Origin of the sequence: Nocardiopsis sp. ATB16-24, from assembly GCF_030271535.1 — a bacterium.
Lineage (GTDB): Bacteria > Actinomycetota > Actinomycetes > Streptosporangiales > Streptosporangiaceae > Nocardiopsis.
On sequence record NZ_JASCXJ010000017.1, the window covers coordinates 102041 to 126433 of the forward strand.

21 protein-coding genes and 1 pseudogene are annotated in these 24393 nt (G+C 69.8%); 16 read left to right on the forward strand and 6 right to left on the reverse strand.

Annotated elements, in window-relative coordinates; genetic code table 11:
* Positions 1-25: 25 nt before the first annotated feature.
* The 6 genes from pdhA to PFX91_RS17850 all read left to right on the forward strand — a co-directional run bounded on the left by pdhA (position 26) and on the right by PFX91_RS17850 (position 5955).
* On the forward strand, positions 26-1114 hold the full coding sequence (gene pdhA, locus PFX91_RS17825; RefSeq protein WP_285733320.1) for a pyruvate dehydrogenase (acetyl-transferring) E1 component subunit alpha: 1089 nt from the start codon (positions 26-28) through the stop codon (positions 1112-1114).
* Between the two features lies 1 nt (position 1115).
* Complete coding sequence (locus PFX91_RS17830) at positions 1116-2108, forward strand: alpha-ketoacid dehydrogenase subunit beta (RefSeq protein ID WP_285733322.1); 993 nt, start codon at positions 1116-1118, stop codon at positions 2106-2108.
* A complete protein-coding gene (locus PFX91_RS17835) occupies positions 2105-3451 on the forward strand; it encodes a dihydrolipoamide acetyltransferase family protein (RefSeq protein WP_285733324.1) in 1347 nt (448 codons plus the stop codon). The genes PFX91_RS17830 and PFX91_RS17835 overlap by 4 nt, the downstream gene beginning before the upstream one ends.
* A 1057-nt stretch (positions 3452-4508) precedes the next feature.
* Positions 4509-4694: a hypothetical protein gene (locus PFX91_RS17840; RefSeq protein ID WP_285733326.1), complete on the forward strand. Its 186-nt coding sequence runs from the start codon at positions 4509-4511 to the stop codon at positions 4692-4694.
* Positions 4695-4732: 38 nt separating this feature from the next.
* A complete protein-coding gene (locus PFX91_RS17845) occupies positions 4733-5257 on the forward strand; it encodes a hypothetical protein (RefSeq protein ID WP_285733328.1) in 525 nt (174 codons plus the stop codon).
* Between the two features lie 338 nt (positions 5258-5595).
* On the forward strand, positions 5596-5955 hold the full coding sequence (locus PFX91_RS17850; RefSeq protein ID WP_285733329.1) for a VOC family protein: 360 nt from the start codon (positions 5596-5598) through the stop codon (positions 5953-5955).
* A gap of 240 nt (positions 5956-6195) precedes the next feature.
* Here the strand turns inward: PFX91_RS17850 and paaZ are convergent, their stop codons facing one another.
* Together paaZ and PFX91_RS17860 are read right to left on the reverse strand one after the other, a co-directional pair.
* Positions 6196-8229, reverse strand: a complete 2034-nt coding sequence (gene paaZ, locus PFX91_RS17855) for a phenylacetic acid degradation bifunctional protein PaaZ (RefSeq protein ID WP_285733332.1) — start codon at positions 8227-8229, stop codon at positions 6196-6198.
* A 285-nt stretch (positions 8230-8514) separates the two neighbouring features.
* Positions 8515-9033, reverse strand: coding sequence for a YbaK/EbsC family protein (locus tag PFX91_RS17860; protein ID WP_285733334.1), 519 nt, complete (start codon positions 9031-9033; stop codon positions 8515-8517).
* Between the two features lie 245 nt (positions 9034-9278).
* Between PFX91_RS17860 and PFX91_RS17865 the strand changes: the two genes are divergently transcribed.
* From PFX91_RS17865 to PFX91_RS17905, 9 genes are all read left to right on the forward strand, one after another.
* On the forward strand, positions 9279-11135 hold the full coding sequence (locus tag PFX91_RS17865) for a PASTA domain-containing protein (RefSeq protein ID WP_285733337.1): 1857 nt from the start codon (positions 9279-9281) through the stop codon (positions 11133-11135).
* A 39-nt stretch (positions 11136-11174) separates the two neighbouring features.
* On the forward strand, positions 11175-12035 hold the full coding sequence (locus PFX91_RS17870) for an AraC family transcriptional regulator (RefSeq protein ID WP_285733339.1): 861 nt from the start codon (positions 11175-11177) through the stop codon (positions 12033-12035).
* Positions 12036-12039: 4 nt separating this feature from the next.
* Positions 12040-12438, forward strand: a complete 399-nt coding sequence (locus PFX91_RS17875) for a VOC family protein (RefSeq protein ID WP_285733341.1) — start codon at positions 12040-12042, stop codon at positions 12436-12438.
* A 227-nt stretch (positions 12439-12665) separates the two neighbouring features.
* Positions 12666-13841, forward strand: a complete 1176-nt coding sequence (locus PFX91_RS17880) for a substrate-binding domain-containing protein (protein WP_285733342.1) — start codon at positions 12666-12668, stop codon at positions 13839-13841.
* A 3-nt stretch (positions 13842-13844) separates the two neighbouring features.
* Positions 13845-14654 (forward strand): ABC transporter ATP-binding protein, encoded by an 810-nt coding sequence (locus tag PFX91_RS17885; RefSeq protein ID WP_285733344.1) that lies wholly within the window; start codon positions 13845-13847, stop codon positions 14652-14654.
* Positions 14651-15409, forward strand: coding sequence for an ABC transporter ATP-binding protein (locus PFX91_RS17890; RefSeq protein ID WP_285733346.1), 759 nt, complete (start codon positions 14651-14653; stop codon positions 15407-15409). Before PFX91_RS17885 ends, PFX91_RS17890 begins: the two co-directional genes overlap by 4 nt.
* A complete protein-coding gene (locus PFX91_RS17895) occupies positions 15406-16305 on the forward strand; it encodes a branched-chain amino acid ABC transporter permease (RefSeq protein ID WP_285733348.1) in 900 nt (299 codons plus the stop codon). Before PFX91_RS17890 ends, PFX91_RS17895 begins: the two co-directional genes overlap by 4 nt.
* The gene (locus PFX91_RS17900; protein ID WP_285733363.1) at positions 16305-17423 is read left to right on the forward strand and encodes a branched-chain amino acid ABC transporter permease; all 1119 of its coding nucleotides are present in this window, start codon (positions 16305-16307) and stop codon (positions 17421-17423) included. Before PFX91_RS17895 ends, PFX91_RS17900 begins: the two co-directional genes overlap by 1 nt.
* Positions 17420-18298, forward strand: a complete 879-nt coding sequence (locus PFX91_RS17905) for an alpha/beta fold hydrolase (RefSeq protein WP_285733350.1) — start codon at positions 17420-17422, stop codon at positions 18296-18298. Before PFX91_RS17900 ends, PFX91_RS17905 begins: the two co-directional genes overlap by 4 nt.
* Here PFX91_RS17905 and PFX91_RS17910 read toward each other — a convergent pair.
* Together PFX91_RS17910 and PFX91_RS17915 are read right to left on the reverse strand one after the other, a co-directional pair.
* Positions 18251-20251, reverse strand: a complete 2001-nt coding sequence (locus tag PFX91_RS17910) for a helix-turn-helix domain-containing protein (RefSeq protein ID WP_285733352.1) — start codon at positions 20249-20251, stop codon at positions 18251-18253. The two genes, PFX91_RS17905 and PFX91_RS17910, sit on opposite strands and share 48 nt — an antisense overlap.
* Positions 20236-21069, reverse strand: a complete 834-nt coding sequence (locus PFX91_RS17915) for a 3-hydroxybutyrate dehydrogenase (protein WP_285733355.1) — start codon at positions 21067-21069, stop codon at positions 20236-20238. Before PFX91_RS17915 ends, PFX91_RS17910 begins: the two co-directional genes overlap by 16 nt.
* Positions 21070-21336: 267 nt before the next feature.
* On the opposite strand from PFX91_RS17915, the gene PFX91_RS17920 reads away from it, so the two are divergent.
* Positions 21337-22593 (forward strand): extracellular catalytic domain type 1 short-chain-length polyhydroxyalkanoate depolymerase, encoded by a 1257-nt coding sequence (locus PFX91_RS17920; RefSeq protein WP_285733356.1) that lies wholly within the window; start codon positions 21337-21339, stop codon positions 22591-22593.
* 159 nt (positions 22594-22752) lie between these two features.
* On the opposite strand, the gene PFX91_RS17925 is transcribed toward PFX91_RS17920, so the two are convergent.
* Both PFX91_RS17925 and PFX91_RS17930 read right to left on the reverse strand, forming a co-directional pair.
* Positions 22753-23274 carry a MarR family winged helix-turn-helix transcriptional regulator gene (locus tag PFX91_RS17925; protein ID WP_285733358.1) on the reverse strand — a complete coding sequence of 174 codons (522 nt, stop codon included), beginning with the start codon at positions 23272-23274 and terminating at the stop codon, positions 22753-22755.
* A gap of 245 nt (positions 23275-23519) precedes the next feature.
* Positions 23520-24038: pseudogene (locus PFX91_RS17930) on the reverse strand (AMP-binding enzyme); the annotation flags it as partial.
* Positions 24039-24393 lie beyond the last annotated feature (355 nt).

Genomic DNA, 24393 nt, shown 5'->3' on the forward strand with positions numbered 1-24393 from the left:
TCTCTGACATTGGAGGTTGGAAGCCATGGCTGATGACCGGGACCTTCTTCCCTCCGAGCAGCCCGTGCAGCTGCTCGACGAGACCGGGAGCCCCGTGGCCGGGGCCGCTCTGCCCTTCCCGGACTCGGAGCGGCTGCTCGCCGCCTACACCTCCCTGGTGATCGGCCGCCGCGTCAACGACCAGGCCAGCGCCCTCGTTCGCCAGGGCCGCCTGGCCGTCTACCCCTCCTCACACGGGCAGGAGGCCTGCCAGACGGGCGCGGCCATGGCCCTGGCGGAGGGCGACTGGCTGTTCCCGACCTACCGCGACACCGCCGCCGTGGTCGCGCGCGGCGTGGACCCGGTGGAGGTCCTCACCCTGCTCAAGGGCGACTGGCACGCCGGCTACGACCCCTACGCGCACCGGGTGGCGCCACAGGCCACCCCCTTGGCCACCCAACTGCTGCACGCGGTGGGCGTCGCACACGCCGCGCGCCTGCGCGGCGAGGACACCGTGGTCATGGCGCTGTGCGGAGACGGGGCCACCAGCGAGGGCGACTTCCACGAGGCGCTGAACTTCGCGGCCGTGTTCAAGGCTCCGGTGGTGTTCTTCGTGCAGAACAACGAGTACGCCATCTCCGTCCCCCTGGCCAGGCAGACCGCCGCCCCGTCCCTGGCCCACAAGGGCGTCGGCTACGGGATGAAGGGCGAGCGGGTGGACGGCAACGACACACCCGCGGTGCTCGCCGTGCTGGACCGCGCGATGGCCGCCGCCCGCGCCGGCGAGGGACCCCAGTTGGTGGAGGCGCACACCTATCGGATGCAGCCGCACACCAACGCCGACGACGCGAGCCGCTACCGCAGCCAGGAGGAGGTCGACCCCTGGGAGGCCCGTGACCCGCTGTTGCGCATGGAGACCTACCTCAAGCGCAAGCGCGTGCTCACCAAGGCCCGCATCGCGCAGATCACGGAGAAGGCCGAGGCCGTGGCCGCCGCCATGCGCGAGGGCATCGCCAAGGACACCGACCCCGAGCCCGCCGAACTGTTCGCGCACGTGTACTCCACCCCCACACCGCAGCTGGACGAGCAGGCCGCCTTCCTGGCCGACGAACTGAGCAGAGAGGGCACCAACTGACATGGCGACCGACTCCACCAAGCTCTCCATGGCGCAGGCCCTCAACCAGGCCCTGCGCGACGCCATGACCGAGGACGAGACGGTGTACGTCTTCGGCGAGGACGTCGGACCCCTCGGCGGCGTCTTCCGCATCACCGACGGCCTCACCGCCGAGTTCGGCGAGGACCGCTGCTTCGACACCCCGCTCGCCGAGTCCGGCATCGTGGGCATGGCCGTGGGCATGGCGATGAACGGCATGCGCCCGGTCGTGGAGATGCAGTTCGACGCCTTCGCCTACCCCGCCTTCGAACAGATCGCCAGCCACGTGGCCAAGACCCGCAACCGCACTCGCGGCCGGGTCGCCCTGCCCATGGTCATCCGCGTCCCCTACGCGGGCGGCATCGGCGGGGTCGAGCACCACTGCGACTCCTCCGAGGCCTACTACGCGCACACCCCCGGCCTGACGGTGGTCACCCCCTCCACCCCCGCCGACGCCTACTTCCTGCTGCGCGAGGCGATCAGGTCCGATGACCCGGTCGTGTTCATGGAGCCCAAGAAGCTGTACTGGGGCAAGGACGAGGTCGACACGTCGGCCCCCGAACCCCCCATCGGCAGGGCGGTGGTGCGCCGTCCCGGTACCGACGCCACGCTCATCGCCTACGGACCCTCGGTGTCCACCGCGCTGGAGGCCGCCGAGATCGCCCAGCAGGAGGGCCGCAGCCTGCAAGTGGTGGACGTGCGCTCCCTGGTGCCCTTCGACGACGCCACCGTGTGCGAGGCGGTGCGCTCCACCGGTCGTGCCGTCGTGGTCGCCGAGGCCAGCGGGTACGCCAGCGTCGCCTCGGAGATCGTCGCGCGCGTGACCGAACGCTGCTTCCACTCCCTGGCCGCGCCCGTGCGCCGGGTCACCGGTTTCGACATTCCCTTCCCGCCGCCGAAGCTGGAGCGCTTCCAGCTGCCGAGCGTGGACAGGATCCTGGACGCCGTCGACGACCTTCAGTGGGAGGACCAGTGACGACGCAGACCTTCGAGCTCCCGGACCTGGGAGAGGGGCTCACCGAGGCCGAGGTGGTGCGCTGGCTCGTCGCCGTCGGCGACACCGTGGCCATCGACCAGCCGATCGTGGAGGTGGAGACCGCCAAGTCGATCGTGGAGGTCCCCTCCCCCTACCAGGGCACCGTCAGCGCGCTGCACGGAGAGGAAGGTCAGGTCCTGGAGGTCGGCAAGCCGCTGATCAGCGTGGACGACGACTCCTCCCCCGAGCCCGCCGCCCCGGTGTCGGTGGAGGGAGAACGTTACCGGGAGGAGGAGCGCGCCGGAGCGGGATCGGGGAACGTGCTGATCGGTTACGGCACCCCGGACGCGAGCGCCTCCGGACGCCGTCGCCGTCCGCGTAAACGTCCACCCGCGCGGCCGGCCCAGCCCGCCGCGCCCACGCCGGCGACGACCCCCGCCGCCAAGCGCCCTCCCCTGGTCACCTCGCCCCTGGTCCGACAGATGGCCCGTGAGGCCGGGATCAGGATCTCCGAGATCACCGGCAGCGGTCCGAACGGTCTCATCACCCGGCGCGACGTGCGCGAGGCCATCGAGGCGGCCAGGTCCGTGCCCGCCGCCGCGGCCACCACCGCAAGGCCCGAGCCCGTTCCCACGGGTGCGGTGGACGCGCGCACGGGGTTGGTCGAGTCCCAGCGCGTACCCATGAGCGGTTTCCGCAGGAGTGTGGCCGAGTCGCTCTCCCGCAGCCGCCGGGAGATCCCCGAGGCGACGGTCTGGGTGGACGTGGACGCGACCGAACTGGTTCGCCTACGCCAGTCCGACCCGTCCGGCCCCGGCCTGCTGTCCTACGTGGCGCGGTTCGTGCTCGCGGGCCTGCGCGCCTATCCCGAGCTCAACGGGCTGGTGGACGCCGAGCGCGGCGAACTGGTGCAGTACGACGGTGTGAACCTGGGCCTGGCGGTGCAGACGGACCGGGGCCTGGTCGCCCCGGCGGTGATGGGCGCGCACCGGCTCACCACCATGGAGTTGGACGCCGAGATCAAGCGGCTCACCGCGGCGGCCCGGGAGGGCAAGGCGAGCCCGGCGGAGATGACCGGGGGCACCTTCACCCTCAACAACTACGGATCGCTGAGGGTGGACGGCAGCGCCGCCATCATCAACCACCCGCAGGTGGCGATCCTGGGCCTCGGCCGGATCATGGACCGGCCGTGGATCGTGGACGGTGAGCTGACCGCCCGCAAGATCACGCAGCTGTCGTTCGCCTTCGACCACCGCGTGTGCGACGGCGGCGCCGCCGCGGGCTTCATGCGCGTGGTCGCCGACGCCATGGAGAATCCGGCCGCGGCCATCGCCCGTCTGTAGGCGGGGCCGGGTCCGGAGCGGGTGCCTGAGCGGGCGTCTGAGCAGACGTCGAGCGAGCGTCTGAGCGGTGCCTGAGCGGTGCCTGAGCGGTGCCTGAGCGGTTCCTGAGCGGGCGCCGGAACAGGCATCTGGGCAGACGTCGAGCGGGTGCCTGAACGGGCGTCGGAACAGGCATCTGGGCAGGCGTCTGAGCAGGCGTCTGAGCGGTGCCTGAGCGGTTCCTGAGCGAGCGTCGAGCAGGCGCCGGAAGAATGGACGAGCGCCCCGGGGAGTCGGCCCCCGGGGCGCTTCCCTCTTCTTTTTTTGGGGGGGAGTCTTTTGGGGGAGTCGCGGTCTGCCCCTGCCCCCGTGATCTTGCTCCCAGCGTCACTGGGGGCGCTCGGGAGTGACGCCCGGAGCAAGATCACGGGGAAAGGCGTGCTTCTTCGGGGTGTGCGAGCGCTGGCGGAATGGTCCAGTGGATCTTGCTCCTAGCGTCACTGGGGGCGCTCGGGAGTGGCACCCGGAGCAAGATCACGGGGAAGTGCCGGGCGGGTCCCCGCCCACAGAGGAGAACAGGGGCCCGCCCGAGGACCCGTCACCGGCCGGCGCGAGATCTTCCGGCCCGCGCCCGCCGTCATCCAGTCGAGTCCCTCACCCGGTTTTCCATTATCCCTTAATCCAGGATACGGATGGCCGGAACTGTGATGAAAGTTTCCATCCAGCCGCTTCCTTTTCTACCCCTTCGATCGGATTTCGAACCCTCAGAACGCCATAGGCGGATTCAGGGGCTTTCCCGAACGTCCTCGAACTGTTCCGAACGAAGCCGAACGGCAAGGGAGCCTGTGGGTGACGAGAAGGAGTTAACGTGACTTGCAAAGACAACACGGCCTTATTCGGACATACCTTCGATTTTGGCGTGGTCTTCTGGTCTGACATAAGGTAATTTTTCCTCACCGACCTTTCAGCCGCATCCCTGCGTGTCTGTGGCATCTTCCATATCCCGTCACCGGCGCGCTTCTCAGGGCTCTATGCGGCCATCCAGTCGAATCTGAAAATCACTCACGAAAGTCACTTCATGACCGCTCATCTTGTAGTGGACGCGATGACCTGGCGCGTTCTGCTCGTGATCACCGTTGTCATCGTCGCTCTGTTCCTTCACCGTCAGGGCTACGACGTCGCTCTTGCCCTGCTCGTGGCCGCGGCGGCCCTCACCGTTTCCGGCGAGGCGGCCCGCCACGTCCTGGCCCGGGACGCGCGATGACGGGCCGGTCTCGCCGTGTGTTCGGCGACATCCGCTTCATGGTCACACCAGGAGCCCGTCCTCGGAACATCCGTGTGGCCGGCGACGGCACGCTCTGGGGCGAGGTGCCCTTGGTCCTCTATCGGGAAGTCGCCTTCGAGCCGACGAAGGGGGGCCGTACGGTCTTCACACCGGTCAAGAATCCTCGCGATCCGGACACCGGGACTCTCGGGGATGTACCGGATGACCTCCCCGGGTACCAGCTCAAGCCGGATCCGCTGAAAGCCGAGACGGTCGCCGAGTTCATGGAGACGTTGCGTCGCTACCGGCGTTGGGCCGGGTCACCGTCCTACCGCGAGATGGTCCAGAGGGTCGGTACGGGCTCGGCCGCCGGTTTCTGGGAGGCCCTCAACCGTGACCGCCTGCCGAAGCTCGCCATGTTGAACGCGATCATCGTCGCGCTGGGCGGTAAGGGGGAGTACTTCCAGCGGTGGGTGACGGCCTGGCGGTCTTTGGACGGCCGGATGGCCGGAGCGCCGTTCATGAACGCTCTGCCCCCGGCCGAAGAAGACACCTCACCCTGAGGATCCTGAGAACCCTGAGGACTCTGGGAAGGAAGGTGCTCTGGGAACGGCCGTCCCCAGAGCACCTCTGTGTTCCCTCGGTCTGCCTCTTTCCCCCGTGATCTTGCTCCCAGCGTCACCGGGAGTGCTCGGGAGTGGCACCCGGAGCAAGATCACGGGGAAAGGCGTGCTTCTTCGGGGTGTGTGAGCGCCGGCGGAGCGGATCAGTGGATCTTGCTCCTAGCGTCACCGGGGACGCTCGGGAGTGGCACCCGGAGCAAGATCACGGGGAAGTGGCCGCACCCTTTTCGGTCACCGCGTCCCCGTTTCCGTGAAGGCGGTGCCTATGCTCGGTCGCCATGGCCTTAGGAACCGTGGACCAGTGGGTCCTCAACGCCGCCGAACCGTACGCCCTCGCCCGCTTCTGGGCCTTCGTGCTGGGAGGTGAACCGGTGGCCAGGGAGGACGGTTGGGCACTGGTGGAGGGTGGTCGGGGACGGCCACGACTGTCCTTCCAGCCCGATCCCGCGCCCAAGACCGAGCGCAACCGCGTCCATCCGGACGTGCGGGTGGACGACATCTTCGCCGCCACCGAGGCGGCCGTGGCCGAAGGCGCCCGCCGAAGAGGCGATCCGGTCACCGACGCCCAGGGAACCTTCCAGGTGCTGCTCGATCCCGAGGGCAACGAGTTCTGTCTGGTGAGTCCCGTCAAGCGCTGAGACACCCCGAAGGACAGGGGCGCGGGGCCCGTGGCCCCCGACGGCCGTTCACCGCCGGGGGCTCCGTGCCGGCTCCGCGGGGCGGTGGCCCGGGAGGGTCCGGCGGCCCAGGCGGCCCAGGGTCCTCTCATGCCGCCGCCGAAGGCGCCCCCGGCCGACGTTCACCGCCGGAGGCGCCCCATGTCGACTCGTCGACGAGGTCACTTCTCGACGAAGCCGTTTCTCCCCAAGGCGACGAACCTACTCGTCGCCCTTGGCGACCAGGGTGAGCACGTCGTAGGTGGCCACCGTCTGGCCGTCCTGGTCGGTCACCAGGGCGTCCCACCGCACCTCTCCGTAGTCGGCGTTGGTGCGCGGGGTGATCTGCTTGGCGGTCAGGGTGACCCGGATGGTGGTGTCCTCCTTCACCGGCGTGAGGAAACGCAGGTTGTCCACACCGAAGTTGGCGAGCACCGGACCCGGGTTCGGCTCCACGAACAGGCCCGCGGCCAGTGACACCACCAGGTAGCCGTGCGCCACGATCCCGCCGAACAACGGGTTGGCGGCGGCGGCCTCCTCGTCGGTGTGCGCGTAGAACGTGTCACCGGTGAACTCGGAGAAGTGGTCGATGTCGGCGCGGGTGATGGTGCGCTCCGCGGACTGGATGGTGTCGCCGATCCGCAGCTGGGAGAGGTCCTTGCGGAACGGGTGCACCTCCTCGACGGTGCGCTTCGACCCCGTGGTCCAGTGACCGGTGATCGCGGTGACCATGTCCGGGGAGGCCTGCACGGCGGTGCGCTGCATGTGGTGCTTGACGCCCCGCACACCGCCGAGCTCCTCACCGCCGCCGGCGCGACCCGGACCACCGTGCACCAGGACGGGAAGCGGTGATCCGTGGCCGGTGGACTCCTTGGCGTCGTCCCGGTTGAGCACCAGGATGCGCCCGTGCCAGGGCGCCAGGCCCAGGACGACCTCGCGCGCCACGTCGGGGTCGTTGGTGACCACCGAGCCGACCAGGCTTCCGCTGCCGCGCGCGGCCAGCTCCACGGCCTCGGCGACACCGTCGTAGGTGATCACGGTGCTGACCGGGCCGAAGGCCTCCACCTCGTGGGGTTCCCGGGCGTCGGAGCCGGCGCGCAGCAGGATCGGTGACATGAACGCGCCGGACTCGGCGTCGGCGCCGACGACCTCCACGTTCTCGGGGTCGCCGTAGACGATCTCGCTGGTGGAGCTCAGCGCCTTGACGGCCTTGCGGACCTCCTCGCGCTGGTCGAGCGAGACCAGGGCGCCCATCCGCGTCTCCGGGTGGTCGGCCGCGCCCACCACCACCTTGGACAGACGGTCGGTGAGGGCACCGATGACGGCGTCGGCCTTCTGCTCGGGCACGATGATCCGGCGGATGGCGGTGCACTTCTGTCCGGCCTTGACGGTCATCTCGGTGACGACCTGTTTGACGAACAGCTCGAACTCGGGGTCCTCCTCGGACACGTCCGGGCCCAGGATCGAGCAGTTGAGGGAGTCGGCCTCGACGTTGAGCTGGACGCCGCCGCTGACCACGTTCGGGTGGTTGCGCAGGATGGCGCCGGTGGCGGCGGAGCCGGTGAAGCCCACGATGTCCTGCGGCCCCAGGCCGTCGAGGAGCCCCTTGTGGCTGCCGACGAGAAGCTGGAGGGAACCCTCGGGCAGGAGCCCCGACTCGACCATCCGCCGCACGACCGCGACGGTGAGGTAGGCGGTCTGCCCGGCGGGCTTGACGATGCTCGGCATCCCGGCGAGGAAGGCCGGAGCGAACTTCTCCAGCATGCCCCACACGGGGAAGTTGAAGGCGTTGATCTGCACGGCCACCCCCGGACGGGACGTGTACACGTGCTGACCGACGAAGGTGCCCTGCTTGCCGAGGGGCTCCAGGGGGCCGTCCAGGATGACGGTGGAGTTGGGCAGCTCACGGCGACCCTTGCTGGAGAAGCTGAAGAGGGTGCCGAAGCCGCCGTCCACGTCCACGGCGGTGTCACGCTTGGTCGCACCGGTCCGGTACGAGAGCGCGTAGAACTCCTCCTTGTGCTCCATCAGGTGCTTGGCGACCTCCTTGAGGAGGTTGGCCCGCTGGTGGAAGGTGAGCGCGCGCAGCGCGGGCCCGCCGACACGGCGTGCGTAGTCCACCATCCCGGCGATGTCGGGGCCGTTCGCCGAGACGCGGGCGACGGTCTCGCCGGTGTTCGCGTCGGCGAGGGGCGTGCCTTCGTCCGCAGGGGTGAACCACGCACCCTGGGCGTAGCTCTGCAGTGTTTCCGACACCTGACGGTCCTCTCCTCGGATGGTCGGTCTCTTGCCGAACAGTATTACAGACCGATCGGTCAGTAAATAGTGCCTGGAGGGGGGAACCCGCTTCCACCTGCGTTTTTCACGTCAGAAGGCCGTGTGCGACCCTCTCGCTCCCTCCCGGCGGGCAGGAGCCCGCGACCCGCGCCGTCCGCACACGCGGGGAGGGGTGGGGCCCTCCCCGCGCGTCGACGACCGGTCGCGGGGGTCGACAAGTCGATTTGTCGACATTGGTCGGCGAGTCACGTCGTGGCCGGGGCGCTACCGGGCCAGAGCCAGGACCTCCGCCCCGGGAAGGCCGGCGAGCAGCTTGCCGGGGACCAGGAGCTTGGAGCGGCGTACCCCGCTTCCCACGACCACCTCGTCCTCGGCCACGACCGCCTCGTCCACCAGGACGGGCCAGTCCCCCGGCAGGCCGAACGGTGTGATGCCGCCGTACTCCATGCCGGTCAGCCCGGTGGCCTCCTCCATGGGAGCGAAGGAGGCCTTGCGGGCTCCCAGGTGGCGGCGGACGACGCCGTTGACGTCCGCACGCCGGGTGGCCGGCACCACGCAGGCCGCGTAGGACACCTCACCGCCGCGCCTGGCCGCGACCACCACGCAGTTCGCGCTCGTGCTCAGGGGCATGCCGTACCGCTGGCAGAAGGCGGCCGTGTCCGCCAGGGCGGGATCGATCTCCGCCACCCGTGCCTCGTCGATTCCCCGTACCGCCGTGAGCACCGGCTCGGCCAACAGTTCCGGGTGCAGGTCCGCACGCACCCAGTTCAGTTCACCGGACATGGCATACCTCGCTGTCGTCGAAGGAGGGAAGGTCTCCCCGCGAAGGCGCGGAGGAGGGGTGTGTCTCCAGGCTAGAGGCCGTGTGCCCGACCTTCGTGCATCGTCGCAGGCCGTTGGAGGTTCACACGGAGCGCGCAACGTTTCGGTCCCAGGGGCGCTGCGAGTTGGTCCTAGCGGTCGCCCCTGTCCATATTCGGCCTGATAGCGGGCGATGTGCGAGGAAGCTGCGGCATAGAATCCGTCACATGGAGACCCCCACTCCCGATCCCCTCTTCGGTATCACGCTGCATGAGCGTTACATTCTCGGCAAGCGGCTCCGCAGCGGCGCCTCGGGGACCGTCCACGTCGCACACGACCTCGAAGCCGACCGGACCGTCACGGTCACGGTCCTGCACCCGTGGCTGGTGAACGACCACGGCGCGGTGCACGCGTTCCTCGGTCGTGCCCAGACACTGGAGGACCTCGACCACGTGGGGCTCGCCAGGGTCCTCGGCCACGGTCGGGACGGCGACCACGTGTACGCGGTCACCGAGTACACGCAGGGGGAGACGCTCGCCGAGGCCTTGGGCGGAGGGGAGTTGCGCTACCCGCCGCACGCGGCGCTGGCCATCGTGGCCGGGATCCTCACCGCCCTCGACACCGCGCACGACGCGGGCGTCGTCCACGGAGACCTGGGCCTGGACAAGGTGGTCGTGGCCGGTGGGGGAACGGTGCGGGTCATCGGATTCCCCCTGCTCTTCGACGAGGAGGAGGACGAGGGGCCCGAGACGCGCACCGACGTGGGCGCCGTGGGGCGGCTCCTGTACACCCTGATGACGGGTGCGGCCGTCGACCCGGACACCCACCCCCTGCGACCGTCGTCCGTCCTGCCCGGCCTGCCGCCGGACCTGGACATGCTGGTGGCCAACGCCACCGACCCCAACCCGCGCTACCGCCCCCGGGACGCGGGCCAGTACCTCACCGTGGTCGAGCAGGTGCTGCGGTCGCTTCCCGGAACCTCCACCGAACCCACCGACGACGACACCAGGCCGATCCCGATCGTCTCCGTCGCCCCGAGCGTTCCCCCCGGACAGGAGGGTCCGCCGGTCCCGTGGTGGCGGCGTGTCCCCGTGCTCCTCGGCGCGGGAATCCTGGTCATGGCGCTGTTCGCCGCCGGGTGGGCGCTCATGCCCGAGAAGGCCGTCGCACTGCCCGACGTCGTGGGGATCTCCACCGAGGAGGCGGAGGAATACCTGACGGCCCTCGAACTGGACCTGGTGGTGCACTTCGAGGAGACCTACGACGACGCCGTGGCACCCGGCTCGGTCGCCGAGAGCACGCCCTCGCCCGGAAGCGCCGTGGAGCGAGGGGCCGAGGTTCTTCTGTGGGTCTCCGCGGGACCCCGGTTCGTCGCGATCCCCGACGTGGTCGGAGGCACCGAGAACGACGCCCGCGACATGCTGCGCGAGGCCGGCTTCACCGACATCGAGGTCGTCCAGGAACACTCGGCGGAGGAACCGCCGGGCACGGTGCTGTCCTCCGAACCCGCCGTGGGCGAGGAGGGCGACCGTGAGGAACCGGTCGTCCTGCGCGTGAGCGAGGGCGTCATCGTCCCCACCCTGGTGGGAATGTCCCAGGAGGACGCCGTCAAGGCGCTCACCGGCCTCGGCCTGACGGTGGAGACCACCGAGGACCACCACGACACCGTGCCGGTGGGTGAGGTGAGCGGACAGACACCCGAACCCGGCACGATCCTGCCCGAGGAGGGCGCCGTCACCCTCACGGTGTCCCTCGGGCCCGCGCCGGAGGAGGAAGAGGAGGAAGAGGAGGAGGAAGCCGAGGACACGACCGAGGAGGAGTCCTCTCCCACCGAGGACGACCGTGGCGACGGTGGCGGCCGTGGTGGTGGCCGTGGTGGCGATCACGGCGAGGGGGACGGTGGTGGCCGCGGCGACAGGGAGGCGAACTCCTGCGGAGTCCCCGAGTGGGACCCGGGAACCACCTATGACCGGGGCGACCGGGTGCGGTACCAGGGCCGCGAGTACGAGGCGCGCTGGTGGATCCAGGGCTATCCGCCGAGCGGCAGCGAGTGGGGCGTGTGGGAGGACAAGGGCCGCTGTTGAGGACCCCCGCTCGTCGGACCCGCGTGTTAGCGTCTTCCTGTGGACCGACACCCGCGGCGGTGGGACTTCGCCCTCGCTCCGCCGCACAGTGCTCCGGGAGTCGTCTCGATGGTCGGCTACCGGGGCCTGCACGTGCCCGAGAGTCTGCACCGAGGCCTGCCCTCCTCCTCCCTGACCTTCATCGTGGCCCTGGACGAGGGGGTCGAGGCCGCCGACACGGGGGAGGCCCTGGCCAAGGCCCGCCCGAACCCACTGGTCCTGGGCGGACTCCACCTGCGGGCCGGCCACATCCGACAGCGGACCGGCCAGGCCGGTGTGCAGATCGCGGTGCATCCCCTGGCCTCCCGCGCGCTCTTCGGAACGCCCAGCGCCGAACTCGACGTGAGCGACTACGACGGCACCGGCCTGCTGGGACGTCGGGCCCTGGAACTGCACGAGCGACTGACCGGCGTCGACGGATGGCGCGAGGCCTTCGCCCTGGTCCGCGCCTACCTCGTCGAGCGCTACGGTGACCGTGGCGGCGCGGGCCCCCGTCCGGAGGTCGCCCACGCCTGGCACCTGCTGCAACGCGGCAGGGGACGCGCCTCCGTGGACTCCCTCGCCCGCACCGTCGGGCTGAGCCCCCGCCACCTGGGAACGCTCTTCCGACGGGAGGTCGGGCGCTCGCCCAAGACCGTGGCGACGCTGATGCGCTTCGAGCACGCCACGACGCGCATCGCCCACGACGTCCGACTGCGCGGCCGTACCGATTTGGCCCTGGTCGCCGCGGACACCGGGTACAGCGACCAGGCCCACCTGAGCCACGAGTTCGTCCGCTTCGCCGGAGTCCCACCGCGGACATGGCCGGCCGAGGAGTTCCGAAACATACAAGACGGCGGCCACGCGCTCTCAGCAGACTGAGGACATGACCACCAACGATCCCACGATCTGGGTGACACTACAGGCCGACGACGCTCCCGCGCTGATCGACTACTACGTCGACACCTTCGGGTTCGTCCTCACCACACGCCATGACATGGACGACGGAGCGGTCGCCCACTCCGAACTCCGGTGGCCCGAGGGCTCCGGCGGTGTCATGCTCGGCAGCCACCGACCCGGAGGGGGGTGGTCCCGCGAGCCGGGCACGGCCGGCACCTACGTGGTCACCTCCGATCCCCAGGCCCTGTACGCAAGGGTCGTGGACAGGGGCGCCGACGTCGTCCGGCCACTCGACAGGACCGACTACGGAGCCCGCGAGTTCTCGGTGCGCGACCCCGAGGGCAACCTGTGGTCGTTCGGTGACTACACGGGAGAACCCCTGTGACGGAACAGGACTCCTCGGTGACCGATCCGAGGTGCCGGGGCGGCGGGCGGCGCCCCGGCACACCTCTTCGACCACGCGTGTGGGTTCCGCGTACACCGATTCGGGACTGAATGTATGTGGCCACTACATGTGAAATAGATCATTCGAGTCCTACCTTCAGATCGGCACCCCATCCCCCGGCTCGGGCGGTTGCGTCGCACAGGCGGGTGCAGATCTGGAGGAGAAAAATGCGTAAGGTCCCCTTGACCGCCGCCTCCTGCGCGGTCGTCCTCGCGATGACCGCCTGCGGAAGTCCCGGCGACGCCGCGGGGGGAGGCGAGGACGCGCCCGTCAAGGTCGGTATCGTCTACTCCGCCTCCGGTCCGCTGGCCACCTACGGCGAGCAGTACAAGCAGGGCTTCGAGGCCGGCCTCGACTACGCCACGGGCGGGTCCATGGAGGTCGACGGCCGTCCCATCGAGGTCGAGTACATGGACGACGCCGGAGACCCCACCAAGGCGGTGTCCGCCACCCGGGACCTCATCGGCACCGGCCACGACATCATCGCCGGATCCACCGCTTCCGGTATCGCCGTCCAGGTCGCCCCGCTCGCCGAGCAGAACGACATCCTCTTCATCTCGGGCCCCGCCGCGACCGATGCCATCACCGGGATCAACGACCACACCTTCCGCTCGGGACGCCAGACCTACCAGGACATCCTCACCGCGGGCACCTTCATGGACGACCCCGCGGGCGCCGAGGTCGTGGTCTTCGCCCAGCAGAACGCCTTCGGGCAGGACAACGTCGCCGCCGTCACCGAGGTCCTCGAAAGCGAGGGCGCCAGTGTCGACAGCGTCCTGGCCCCGCCGGACACCACCGACCTGACCCCCTTCGCCGAGCAGGTCAGCCAGGCCGACGCCGACCTGGTCTTCGTCGCCTGGGCGGGCGAGACCGCCTCCGCGATGTGGCAGTCCCTGGACCAGCAGGGCATCCTCGACTCCACCGAGGTCGTCACCGGCCTGGACATCAAGCCGTCCTACCCGATCTTCGGTGAGGCCGGGGAGCGCATCTCCTTCCTCTCCCACTACTTCGACGGCGCCTCCGACACCGCGGTCGCCGAGATCATGAAGGACAGCGTGGAGGCCGCCGGCGGTAGCGTCGACCTCTTCACACCCGACGGCTTCACCGCCGCGCAGATGGTCGTGCACGCCGCCTCCGCCGGGGACGACGTCCAGGACCGCATCAGCGCCCTGGAGGGTTGGACCTTCGAGGGGGTCAAGGGCGAGATCACCATTCGCGCCGAGGACCACGCGCTCATCCAGCCCATGTACCAGGTCGAACTGATCGGCCAGGGCGAGGAGGCCCACCCCGAACTGGTCGCGGAGATCCCCGCCGCCGACGTCGAACCCACGGTCGCGGAGTAATCCATGGCCACCGAAGCCACGAAGGCCGCGGCAGGCACCGGGGCGGCGCACACGCCCGCCCCGGGGGCCACCCCGGTACTGGCCCTGAAGAACCTGAGCTGGTCGGTCGGCGGAGCGGTCATCGTCGACGGGATCACCATGGACGTGGACGAGGGGGAGTTCGTCGCCCTCATCGGCCCCAACGGCGCGGGCAAGACCTCCCTGTTCAACCTGGTGTCCGGCCTGACCCGTCCCACCGGCGGCGACGTCCACCTCGCCGGCACCGACATCACCCGGTACGCGCCCCACCGTCGCGCACGGCTCGGCATGGGCCGCACCTTCCAGACCTCCAGCGTCTTCGCCGACCTCACCGTGGGAGCCAACGTCGGCCTGGCCGTCCAGGCGCGCACCGGCGAGTCCCGCCGTTTCTGGCGCCGGGCCACCCCCGACGGCGGCGCCGAGGCCACCGCGGCCCTGGAACTGGTGCGGCTCTCCCACCGGACGGAGGTCCTCGCCGGAGACCTGTCCCACGGCGACAAGCGCAAGCTCGAACTCGCCCTCCTCCTGGCCCGCCGCCCCCGCCTGATCCTCCTCGACGAACCCATGGCGGGGGTCAGCGCCGGGGAGATCGGCGAGCTCACCACAGTCATCAGGGACGTGCACCGCGAACAGGGTTGCACCGTCCTCATGGTCGAACACCACATGGAGGTGCTCCTCGACATGGCCGACCGGCTGGCCGTGATGCACCACGGCGCGCTACTGGCCTTCACCGACCCCGAATCGGCCATGGCCGACCCCGAGGTGCAGGCCGCCTACCTCGGAGACGGAGCGTGAGCGCCGCGGAGCCGCTGCTGGAGGCGGCCGACCTGCACGTGTGGATCGAGGGCTCGCACATCCTCCAGGGTGTCTCCTTCTCCATGCCCGACCGTGGCGTCACCGCGCTCATGGGCCGCAACGGTGTCGGCAAGACCACCACCGTCAAGGCCCTGCTCGGTCTGGTGCCGCGCACCGGCCGGGTGGTCTTCGACGGCGTGGACATCACCACCCACCCCACGTACACCATCGTGAGCCGGGGCATCGGCTACGTGCCCGAGGAGCGCGGGATCTTCGCCGCCCTCACCGTCGCCGAGAACCTGCGCCTGGCCGAACGCCACCCCAAGCCGCGCTACGAGCTCGTCCACGAACTGTTCCCCGAGCTCGCCGCACGGGCCTCCCAACCCGCGGGCACCCTCTCCGGCGGTCAGCAGCAGATGCTCGCCATCGGCCGGTCCCTGCTCAACGACAACAAGCTCCTCATCGTGGACGAACCCACCAAGGGTCTGGCGCCCCGCATCGTCCGGGAGGTGGCCGACGCCGTCGCCCGCGCGGCCGAACAGGTTCCGGTCCTGCTCGTGGAACAGAACCTGTCCCTGGTCCGCAGGGTCGCCGGCCAGGCCGTGGTCCTGGACGCGGGCCGCGTGATCCACACCGGGTCCGCCCTGGAACTGCTCGACGACGCCGACCGTGTCCGCGAACTCCTCGGCGTGTCCCGCACCGTCACCGACTCCTCCGGCACCACGGCCGGAGCCGAAGGGAGGCGGACCGCGTGAGTACCGTCGTCCTCCTCGTCATCACCGGGCTGGGCCTGGGCGCCCTCTACTTCCTCATCGCCTCCGGGCTCTCGCTGATCTTCGGTCTGATGGACGTGCTCAACTTCGCGCACGGTGCCTTCCTGGCCATCGGCGCCTACGGCACGTGGTGGGCCGCCGACCACCTTCCCGGAGCGGGACCGGCCGGCTTCGGCTTCCTGGTCGCCGTGCTGTTCGGTGTCGCGGCGGGCACCCTGGCCGCCACCCTGGTCGAACTCTGCATCATCCGCCCGCTCTACGGCAGACACCGTGAACAGATCCTCGCCACGGTCGGTCTGAGCCTGGCCGTTCCCGCCCTCATCCAGGCGATCTGGGGTGCCGACCCGCTCACCTTCCCCAAACCCGAGCTGGTCCGCGGCGCCGTCGGCGTCCTCGGGGTGAACATCCCCAAGGACCGCTTCCTGCTCATCCTGGCCGCCGTCGCCGTGTTCGTCGCCCTGTGGCTGTTCAACTCGCGTACCCGCTACGGGCTCATCGTCCGGGCGGGTGTGCAGGACCGCGCCATGGTGACGGCCCTGGGGATCGACGTGCGCAAGTCCTTCACGCTGGTGTTCGCCATCGGGGGCGCCGCCGCGGCCCTGGCCGGGGCCCTCGGCGGCCTGTACTTCGGCGTGGTCACCCCCACGCAGGGACTGTCACTGCTGATCTTCGCGTTCATCGTCGTGGTGATCGGCGGCACCACCTCGCTCACCGGCTGTGCGATCGCCTCGATCACGGTCGGCCTCATCCAGCAGTTCGCCAACTACTACACCGTCGCCGGACTCGGCGACATCGCCGTGGTCATCGTCCTGGCCCTCGTACTGCTCACCAGGCAGGGCGGTCTGACCGCGAAGAAGTCCGCGGAGAGGGTGGCATGATGACCGACACCGACGTGGCCGCCAAGGCCCCCGAGACCACCGAACCACCGGTGATGAAGGACGTGCGCGCACGGCGCCGCCTCCCCGGGTGGACCGCCCCGGTCGTCCTCCTGGCGGTGGCGCTGGCCCTGCCCTTCTCCACCCTGTACGTCCCGGGGCTGTTCGAGGGGACCCTCAACAGCCCGCCCACCCTGCACCTGGTCGCGTTCTGCCTCGTCTTCGGCGGCCTGGCCACCAGCTACGACCTGCTGTACGGCCGGGTGGGACTGCTCTCGTTCGGGCACGCCCTCTACTTCGCCTGCGGCGCCTACGTCGCCGCCCTCCTCATGCGGGTACTCGAACTCCCGCTCCTGTGGTCGGCGCTGATCGCCGTCGTCGGCGGAACCCTGCTCTCCCTGGTCCTGGGAGCCGTCTCACTACGTGTCAACGGCATCGCCCTGGCCATGGTCACCCTCGCCTTCGCCCAGGCCGGGTCGATCCTCATCTCCCGCGACCCCGGCCGTCTGACCGGGGGCGAGGAGGGTCTGTCCCTCAACACCGCGATGGTCCCGGACTCTTTCGTGGGAGTGTTCAACACCGTCAACCTGTACTGGGTGGCCCTCGCCTACGCCGTGTTCGCCGTGGGCGTCGTCTGGTGGCTGACCGCCTCACCGGTGGGCCGGGTCTGGCAGGGCATCCGCGCCAACGAACAACGCGTCGCCGTCCTCGGCGTCAACCCCTACCCCTACAAGCTGGTGGCGTTCACGGTCGGAGGCGGCCTGGCCTCGCTGGGCGGTGTCGCCTACCTGCTGGTCACCGGAGGCGTCACCCCCGTCATCACCACCGCAGAGTTCACCCTCACACTGCTGGTGATGGTGGCCCTGGGCGGCGCGGGCACCCGCTGGGGTCCGCTGCTGGGAGCGGTGCTGTACACCTACGCGGACCACCGTCTTCTCCAACTGGGCGGCTCCGACGCCTTCGCGGCACTGCCCGCGTGGATCGCCGCGCCGCTGTCCCAACCCCTGTTCATCCTCGGCACCCTGTTCGTGCTGATGGTGTTCTTCTTCCCCGGTGGACTCGTCGCCCTCCCCGGGCGCGTCCGTTCGGCCCTACGCGACAGGAGGACCGCGCGAACATGACCGAAGACCTCTCCTGGAACGCCGGGGACGAGTACTCCGTCCCCGTCCCCGGCGGCGAACTGGCCGTCACCCGGTGGGGTGAGGGCCCCGCGACCCCGGTCCTGGCCGTCCACGGCATCACCGCCAACGGCCACGCCTTCGCCCGCGTCGCCGCCGAGCTGTCCCGGCTCGGCGGCCCGCCGCTGATCGCGCCCGACCTCCGCGGCCGTGGACACAGCGGACACCTGACGGGACCGCACGGTCTGGCCGCCCACGCCGACGACATGATCGCCGTACTCGACAGCCATGGAGTACGTCGAACCGTCCTGGTCGGCCACTCCATGGGCGCGTTCGTCTCCTGCCTGGCCGCGGTGCGTCACCCCGACCGGGTGGCCGGACTGCTGTTGGTCGACGGCGGATACGGGCTTCCCGTCCCGCCCGGCACCGACATCGAGGCGGTGCTCGGTCCCGCCATGGCACGCCTGCGCATGACCTTCGAGGGCCCCGACCACTACCGCGAGTTCTGGCGACGCCACCCCGCCTTCACGAAGGGGTGGAACACCTGGGTGGACCACTACGTTCTCCGGGACTTGGTGGGAGAGCCGCCCGCCATGCGTTCGGCCTGTGACGAGGACTCCGTGCGCACGGACGGAGAACAGGTGATCTCCGACCCCGAGGCGCTCGGCGCCGTCCACGACCTCCCCTGCCCGGCCCGCCTGCTGTGGACGGCACGCGGCCTCATGGACGAGAGCCCCGGACTCTACACGCCCGAGAGGCTGGCCGGACTCCCCGAGAAGGTGGACGTCGTCGAACTCCCCGACGACAACCACTACAGTCCGCTGTTCTCCTCAACCGCCGCCCTGGTCGCCGAGCAGATCCACACCCTTGTCCAGTAGACCGTGAAGGTGCAGGGCGAGCTGCAACTCCAGCGCGCGTTCGGGGGACTGCCAGTCCGCTCCGATCAGCTGGCCGATCCGCTCCAGACGCTGGGCCACCGTGTTCACGTGGATGTGCAGCTCGTCCTTGGCCCGCGACAGGTTGCCCCCGGCCGCGAAGTAGGCACGCAGGGTCTCCACCAAAAGCGTGCCCCGCCTGGCGTCGTACTCCAGCAACGGGCCCAGGGTCGTCGACACGAACCCCGGCACGTCCCGATCCTGACTCAACAGAAGGCCGGAGAACCCCAGATCCTGGGTGGTGGCCACATCGCCCTCCCGTCCCAACGCCCGCAGTGTCTGTAGGCATCGGGACGCCTCGGCGAACGCGTCCCTGAACGCTTCGGGTCCGGTCGTCGGACCACCCGCCCCCGCCGTCACGCTGCCGTTGGCCGCCATCGACAGTTCATCGGCCACCCGACGACCCACCGCGGACGGATTCGTCCCCGGCAAGGCCAGCACCAGGCGACCCGACCGGCTCCCGGCCAGCCCTCCGGTGGTCTCGGCGATGTAGGTCGCCGCCGAACGCAGCCTTCCGGGATCCCCTCCCGGAGCCTCGGCCACCACCAACACGTGCGGACCGTCCAGGTCCGCGCGCAACAGGGCGGCACGCTGCCGCAACGACACCGGATCACGTGCGGGCACCTCCAGGAGTTCGTCCAGCAGGTCTCCGCGCACACGATGCTCGGTCTCGCTCACCGAACGCCGGATGAGCAGCAACAGAGCCGTCACCATCGCCGCCCGCTCCAGTACGCGCTGGTCGGTGGAGTCCAACTCCACCCCACGCAACACCAGCGTTCCCAGGGGTTCGTTGCCGGCGGCGGCCGACGCCACCCACGCCCGACCCGCCCGCACCGCACGCCCGCTGGCCAGTGACGTGCGTACCGCCTCGGCCAGGTCCCCTTCTCCGGGCTCCCAGGGGGCACCACCGCGGACGGTGGACTCCACCACGCCCTGCGGTCCGGCGGTCACCGACTCCTCCGACGTCGCGTCGTGTATCAACACCGTGCCGCCCAGGACCTCGGCCACCGCCGCCGCGACCTCGCGCACCCCGCCACCGCGCAGTACCAGGTCGGTCAGTCGGTCGTGCGCGGCGGCCGACCGCTCCACCGAGGCGGTGTGCCGTTGCAGACGTTCGTTGACGGTGTGCAGTTCGTCCAGGGCACGTCGGGTGTCATCGATCAGGTTCGCGTTGTCGATCGCGATGGCCGCGTGCGCCGCCAGCGACGACAGCAACGCCACCTCCGAGTGGGAGAAGGGCCGCTCATGCCGGTTCGCGGCGAACAGGACGCCCACGTCGCGCCCGTTCATCTTCAGGGGCACGCCGAGGATGGCCACCAGGCCCTCCTCGCGCACGGCGTGGTCGATGTTCTCCGTGTGCTCGAACCTCGGATCGGCGAAGTAGTTGGCCGTCACGTAGGGCAGGGCCGTGGTGGCCACCAGGCCGCCCAACCCCTTGCCCGGCGCCAACTGCAAACGCTGGAACGACGCCGACACCGACCCCGAGGTCACCCGCATGTAGGTGCCTCCCGACTCCGGAGTGCTCAGCGTCAGGTACGCGACGTCGGTCCCCAGCAGGTTGCGCGCCCGCTCCACGATCGCCTGTAGCACCTGGTCCAGGCTGCGCATCCCCGCCAGGTCGTTGGCCGTCTCGAACAGCGCGCTCAGTTCCGACTCACGGCGCTGTCGGTCCCGCATCACCGAGCGCACACGCAGCGCCGCGAGCTTGGCCGCCTCCAGCGCGGCCACCACCTCCGGATCGTCACCGCGGGCGCGCGCGCGAAGCACCGGCCGTTCGTACTCCACGGCCGGGGCGTCGCGCAACAACAGGTCGAGGAAGAAGGCCTGACCGTCGGGATCCGTCGATCCGCTCATGTCTGGGGTACCGGATGTGGTGATGTTCAGCTCGCGTTCCATGCTCCGTCCACGGGCAGGGACGCGCCGTTGACGAACGACGCGTCCGCACTGCAAAGGTAGGCGACCAGTTCGGCGACCTCGGAGGGTTCGATCAGCCGCTTGAGCGGTGTCCGGGCCAACAGCACCTCGGAGATCACCCGTTCCTCGGGGATACCGTGCGCGGCGGCCTGCTCGGTGATCTGCTTCTCCACCAGCGGGGTACGCACGTATCCGGGGTTCACACAGTTGGAGGTCACCCCGTGCTCGGCGCCCTCCAGGGCCACCACCTTGGAAAAACCCTCCAAACCGTGTTTGGCGGCCACATAGGCCGACTTGTAGGCCGAGGCGCGCAGCCCGTGCACCGACGAGATGTTGACGACGCGGCCCCACCCCCGCCGGTACATGTGGGGCAACGCACCGCGCACCACGCGGAAAGGCGACTCGACCATGAGACGAAGGATGAGGGAGAAACGCTCCGGAGGGAAGTCCTGGACGGGGGCGACCGTCTGGACGCCGGCGTTGTTGACCACGATGTCCGACCCCCGGGCGGTCTCCTCCGCGGCGTCCAGGTCGGTCAGGTCCAGCACGACCGCCTCACCGACGCCCTGGTCGGCGAGGACCTTGAGGGCCTCGCCGTCCTGGTCGACCAGACGGACGTCGGCGCCGGCGTCCGCCAGACGCAGGGCACACGCTCGACCGATGCCACTGGCCGCCCCGGTCACCAGGGCGGTGCGCCCCGTGAGGTCGACCCGAGTGGTGTGGGGAACCACCGTCGTTGTGGGGGAAGGGGGCTGGGTGGCCTGTCGGGTCGTGTCCGACAGGAACTCGTGCGTCGTCATGGCAGCAAAATAGGCGGGCCTTCCCGGGTGAGGGATAGGTTCGTCATACACACCCTCCATCGAGGACATGTGGCCGAGGGCCATGGGCTCGGGGTCGGCTGTGGACTTCACACTGGCCGACGTCATGTGACCAGGGTCTCTCACCCATGTCGCGTGCGCCACTGTCGAATTAGTCTCCGATCACACGGACCCCCGCTCACCGTCAGGTTCTCTCGGAGGCACCGCATGACCCCGCATCGACCCCCGTTCCGTCTCCCTCCAACCCTTGTGGCCGACGCCCACGGGCGCCGGCTCCTTCCCCTCCTCGCCGCCCTGGCCACCGTGGCCCTCACGGTCGGGGCCTTGCTGATCGCCCTGGCCCCGCGCGCCTCGGCCGCCACACTGACCCCGGTGTCCTCGTTCGGCACCAACCCCGGCAACCTGGCGATGTACGCCTACGTGCCCGACGGCCTGCCCGCCGACGCGCCCCTGGTCGTGCTGCTGCACGGGTGCGCGCAGAACGCCACCGCCTACCACGGCCACTCGGGATGGGCCGAACACGCCGACGCCAACGGCTTCGCCCTGGTCTATCCCGAACAGAAGTCCGCCAACAACGCCACCAGCTGCTTCAACTGGTTCGAGCGCGGCGACACCGCCCGGGACTCCGGAGAGGCACGCTCCATCCGCTCCATGGTCGAGCACGCCGTGTCCGCCCATGGGCTGGACGCCGACCGGGTGTACGTCTCCGGACTCTCCGCGGGGGGCGCCATGGCGGGCGAACTCCTGGCCGCCTACCCGGACCTGTTCGCCGGAGGCAGCGTCGTCGCGGGTGTCCCCACCGGATGCGCGGGCAACATGATCGACGCGTTCACCTGCATGAACCCCGGTAAGAGCAAGACCCCGCAACAGTGGGGCGACGCCGTTCGCGCCAAGAACCCCGGCTGGAACGGACCCTGGCCGCGCGTGGCCGTCTGGCACGGCACCTCCGACACCACGGTGGCCCCCGCCAACGGCACCGCCACCGTGAACCAGTGGAACAACGTGCACGGACTGTCCGGAGCCCCCGACTCCACCGCACGACTGCCCGGATCCACCACCGCCTCCTACTACGGAGGTGACGCGACCGACGCCTCCGTCGCCCACTACTCGGTTTCGGGGATGGGCCACGGCACCCCCGTCGACCCCTCCGAAGGCTGCGGCACGGCGGGGGCCTACTTCCTGGCCGCCGTCTGCTCGACCGGGTACACGGTGGACTTCTGGGGTATCGGAGACGGGCCCGTCGTCCCCGACCCGGACCCGACGGAGGAGCCCACCGACCCGCCCACCGATCCGCCCACGGAGGAGCCCACCGACCCGGCGGAGCCCGGTGAGTGCGTGACCGCCAGCAACTACGGGCACGTGTCGCAGGGACGGGCCGTCCAGCGGTTCGGACAGGTCTACGCCGTCGGTTCGGAGGACCCGCTCGGCCTGTGGAACGTCTTCGTCACCACTTCGCTGACCGAGACCTCGCCAGGCTACTGGGAACTCACGTCCGGAGGCTGCTAGGTACTGACCTGCCAGGTCAGGTACACGAGACGGGGAGGGCCGGGTGGACACCGGGCCCTCCCCGCCCCGCACCGACCGGCTCGGTGGCCCGGGCCGCGCCGAGCGCGAGGCGTGTCCACCGGTGCCCGCCCCGAAGTGGACACCGCCACCGCCGTGCCCCTACGGCGGCGGCGTCGTGGTCTCCTCCTCGACCGCACCGGGAGGTCGCGCCTGCCCCGCGAGCACGTTCGCGGTCAGGCGCCGCAGTGCCAGCCTCGTGGCCTCGAACTCGTCCTCCGGCAGGTCGATGACCTCGCCGACGGCTTCCGGAATGCCCTTGGCGCGAGCCTTCATCCGTTCTCCCTCGGCGGTGAGGGTGACCCGGACCGAGCGCTCGTCCCGCAGGTCACGGGCCCGATCCACCAACCCCCGGGCCTCCAAGCGCTTGAGCAGGGGCGTCAGGGTGCCGTAGTCCAGCTGCAACGCCGAACCGAAGTCCTTCACCCAGCACTCGCCGCGCTCCCAGAGGAGCATCATGACCAGGTACTGGGGATAGGTCAGCCCCAGGGGTTCCAGCAGGGGCCGGTACAGGTTGGTGATCGCACGCGACGCCGCGTAGAGCGCGAAGCACATCTGCTCGTCGACGGCGGGAAGAGAGAAGTCGTCCGCAGGGGCGGGAAGTCGGTCGGACATCGGCATCATGGTAGTTATTCCCCGGCTGATACTCAAAGTCCACAATTCCCTTGCGCGCAAAGAAAAACGGTACGGCGTTCCGAGGAATTCCTTCGTGCGGATACCCACGCGAACGCAGGGGACACCGGCACGTGCGCAGGTATCCCTTTTCCGTTTCCGAGCGTTTCCTCGCAGGGTCGGGCCGTCATGGCGGAGGAGTGGGCGACGTACTCCGGCTTCGAGAGCGTCCGTCTCCGTGTCTCCGATCCGCGCCATTCACGTGGTGCCTGGCGTGGCAGTAGACGCTTGACCACCTTGCCCGTGGCGTTGCGCGGAAGTTCGTCCAGCATCACCACGTCTCGCGGTACCGAGAACCTGCCGAGCGCGTCACGTACATGCGCTCGTACCTCGTTCGGGTCCCCCTTCTCTCCCTCGTGCGGTACCACGAAGGCGGCGAAGCGCCGGCCGAACTCCTCGTCCGGCACACCGGTCACCACGACCTCGCGCCTGCGCATGTCCGCGGGTGTGGCGATCGTCGCCCATGACACCTCGGTCGACCCGTACAGGTTGTAGAGCACGTCCCCGAACTCGTCCATGAACTCCGTGATCAGCTTCGGGCTCATCGACGAACCGCTGCACGCCACGATCCGCAGTGAGGAGGTGTCGTACCGGTCGCGTGTCTCCTGGGGAGGGTCCATGACCCGACGCAGCATCACCGGGACCGCGAACAGCGCCGTGCACCTCCGGGTACGAGGGAAGGAGGGAAGGGAGTCCGAGCGGGTCGCGACCCGTCTCCGTGCCTGTGAGCGGTGACACAGAGGTTTCGGTTTGCCGCTCCCCGGGATCGGGGGTAGTGTTCTCAAGCCGCCACAGGGATGGCGAGCGGCCCTCAGGGCCGACTCGGAACCAGACCGGAATCGGCGGCATCCTCCTTCTCTCGGCAGACCGGTTCGAGCAGTGTCGTGGACCGGTAGGCTTCGGAAGAACCCAACGGGCTTCACCCCGATCAAGGACACCGGAACCGCTGATTTGGCGGGCAACGGAACCCCTGATAAAGTGAAGACACAACAAAGCGGAAACGCAGACGTCTTCCACGGAAAAGCAACCGGAAACGGTTGAGACTCGTACGGGAAGAACGGTTGCTTCTTG

Bases quoted from the DNA above. Each gene is read 5' to 3' on its own strand.
- pdhA (WP_285733320.1), top strand. From the start codon at position 26: ATGGCTGATGACCGGGACCTTCTTCCCTCCGAGCAGCCCGTGCAGCTG.
- PFX91_RS17830 (WP_285733322.1), top strand. From the start codon at position 1,116: ATGGCGACCGACTCCACCAAGCTCTCCATGGCGCAGGCCCTCAACCAG.
- PFX91_RS17840 (WP_285733326.1), top strand. From the start codon at position 4,509: ATGACCGCTCATCTTGTAGTGGACGCGATGACCTGGCGCGTTCTGCTC.
- PFX91_RS17845 (WP_285733328.1), top strand. From the start codon at position 4,733: ATGGTCACACCAGGAGCCCGTCCTCGGAACATCCGTGTGGCCGGCGAC.
- PFX91_RS17850 (WP_285733329.1), top strand. From the start codon at position 5,596: ATGGCCTTAGGAACCGTGGACCAGTGGGTCCTCAACGCCGCCGAACCG.
- PFX91_RS17860 (WP_285733334.1), bottom strand. From the start codon at position 9,033: ATGTCCGGTGAACTGAACTGGGTGCGTGCGGACCTGCACCCGGAACTG.
- PFX91_RS17865 (WP_285733337.1), top strand. From the start codon at position 9,279: ATGGAGACCCCCACTCCCGATCCCCTCTTCGGTATCACGCTGCATGAG.
- PFX91_RS17875 (WP_285733341.1), top strand. From the start codon at position 12,040: ATGACCACCAACGATCCCACGATCTGGGTGACACTACAGGCCGACGAC.
- PFX91_RS17880 (WP_285733342.1), top strand. From the start codon at position 12,666: ATGCGTAAGGTCCCCTTGACCGCCGCCTCCTGCGCGGTCGTCCTCGCG.
- PFX91_RS17885 (WP_285733344.1), top strand. From the start codon at position 13,845: ATGGCCACCGAAGCCACGAAGGCCGCGGCAGGCACCGGGGCGGCGCAC.
- PFX91_RS17900 (WP_285733363.1), top strand. From the start codon at position 16,305: ATGACCGACACCGACGTGGCCGCCAAGGCCCCCGAGACCACCGAACCA.
- PFX91_RS17905 (WP_285733350.1), top strand. From the start codon at position 17,420: ATGACCGAAGACCTCTCCTGGAACGCCGGGGACGAGTACTCCGTCCCC.
- PFX91_RS17910 (WP_285733352.1), bottom strand. From the start codon at position 20,251: ATGGAACGCGAGCTGAACATCACCACATCCGGTACCCCAGACATGAGC.
- PFX91_RS17915 (WP_285733355.1), bottom strand. From the start codon at position 21,069: ATGACGACGCACGAGTTCCTGTCGGACACGACCCGACAGGCCACCCAG.
- PFX91_RS17925 (WP_285733358.1), bottom strand. From the start codon at position 23,274: ATGATGCCGATGTCCGACCGACTTCCCGCCCCTGCGGACGACTTCTCT.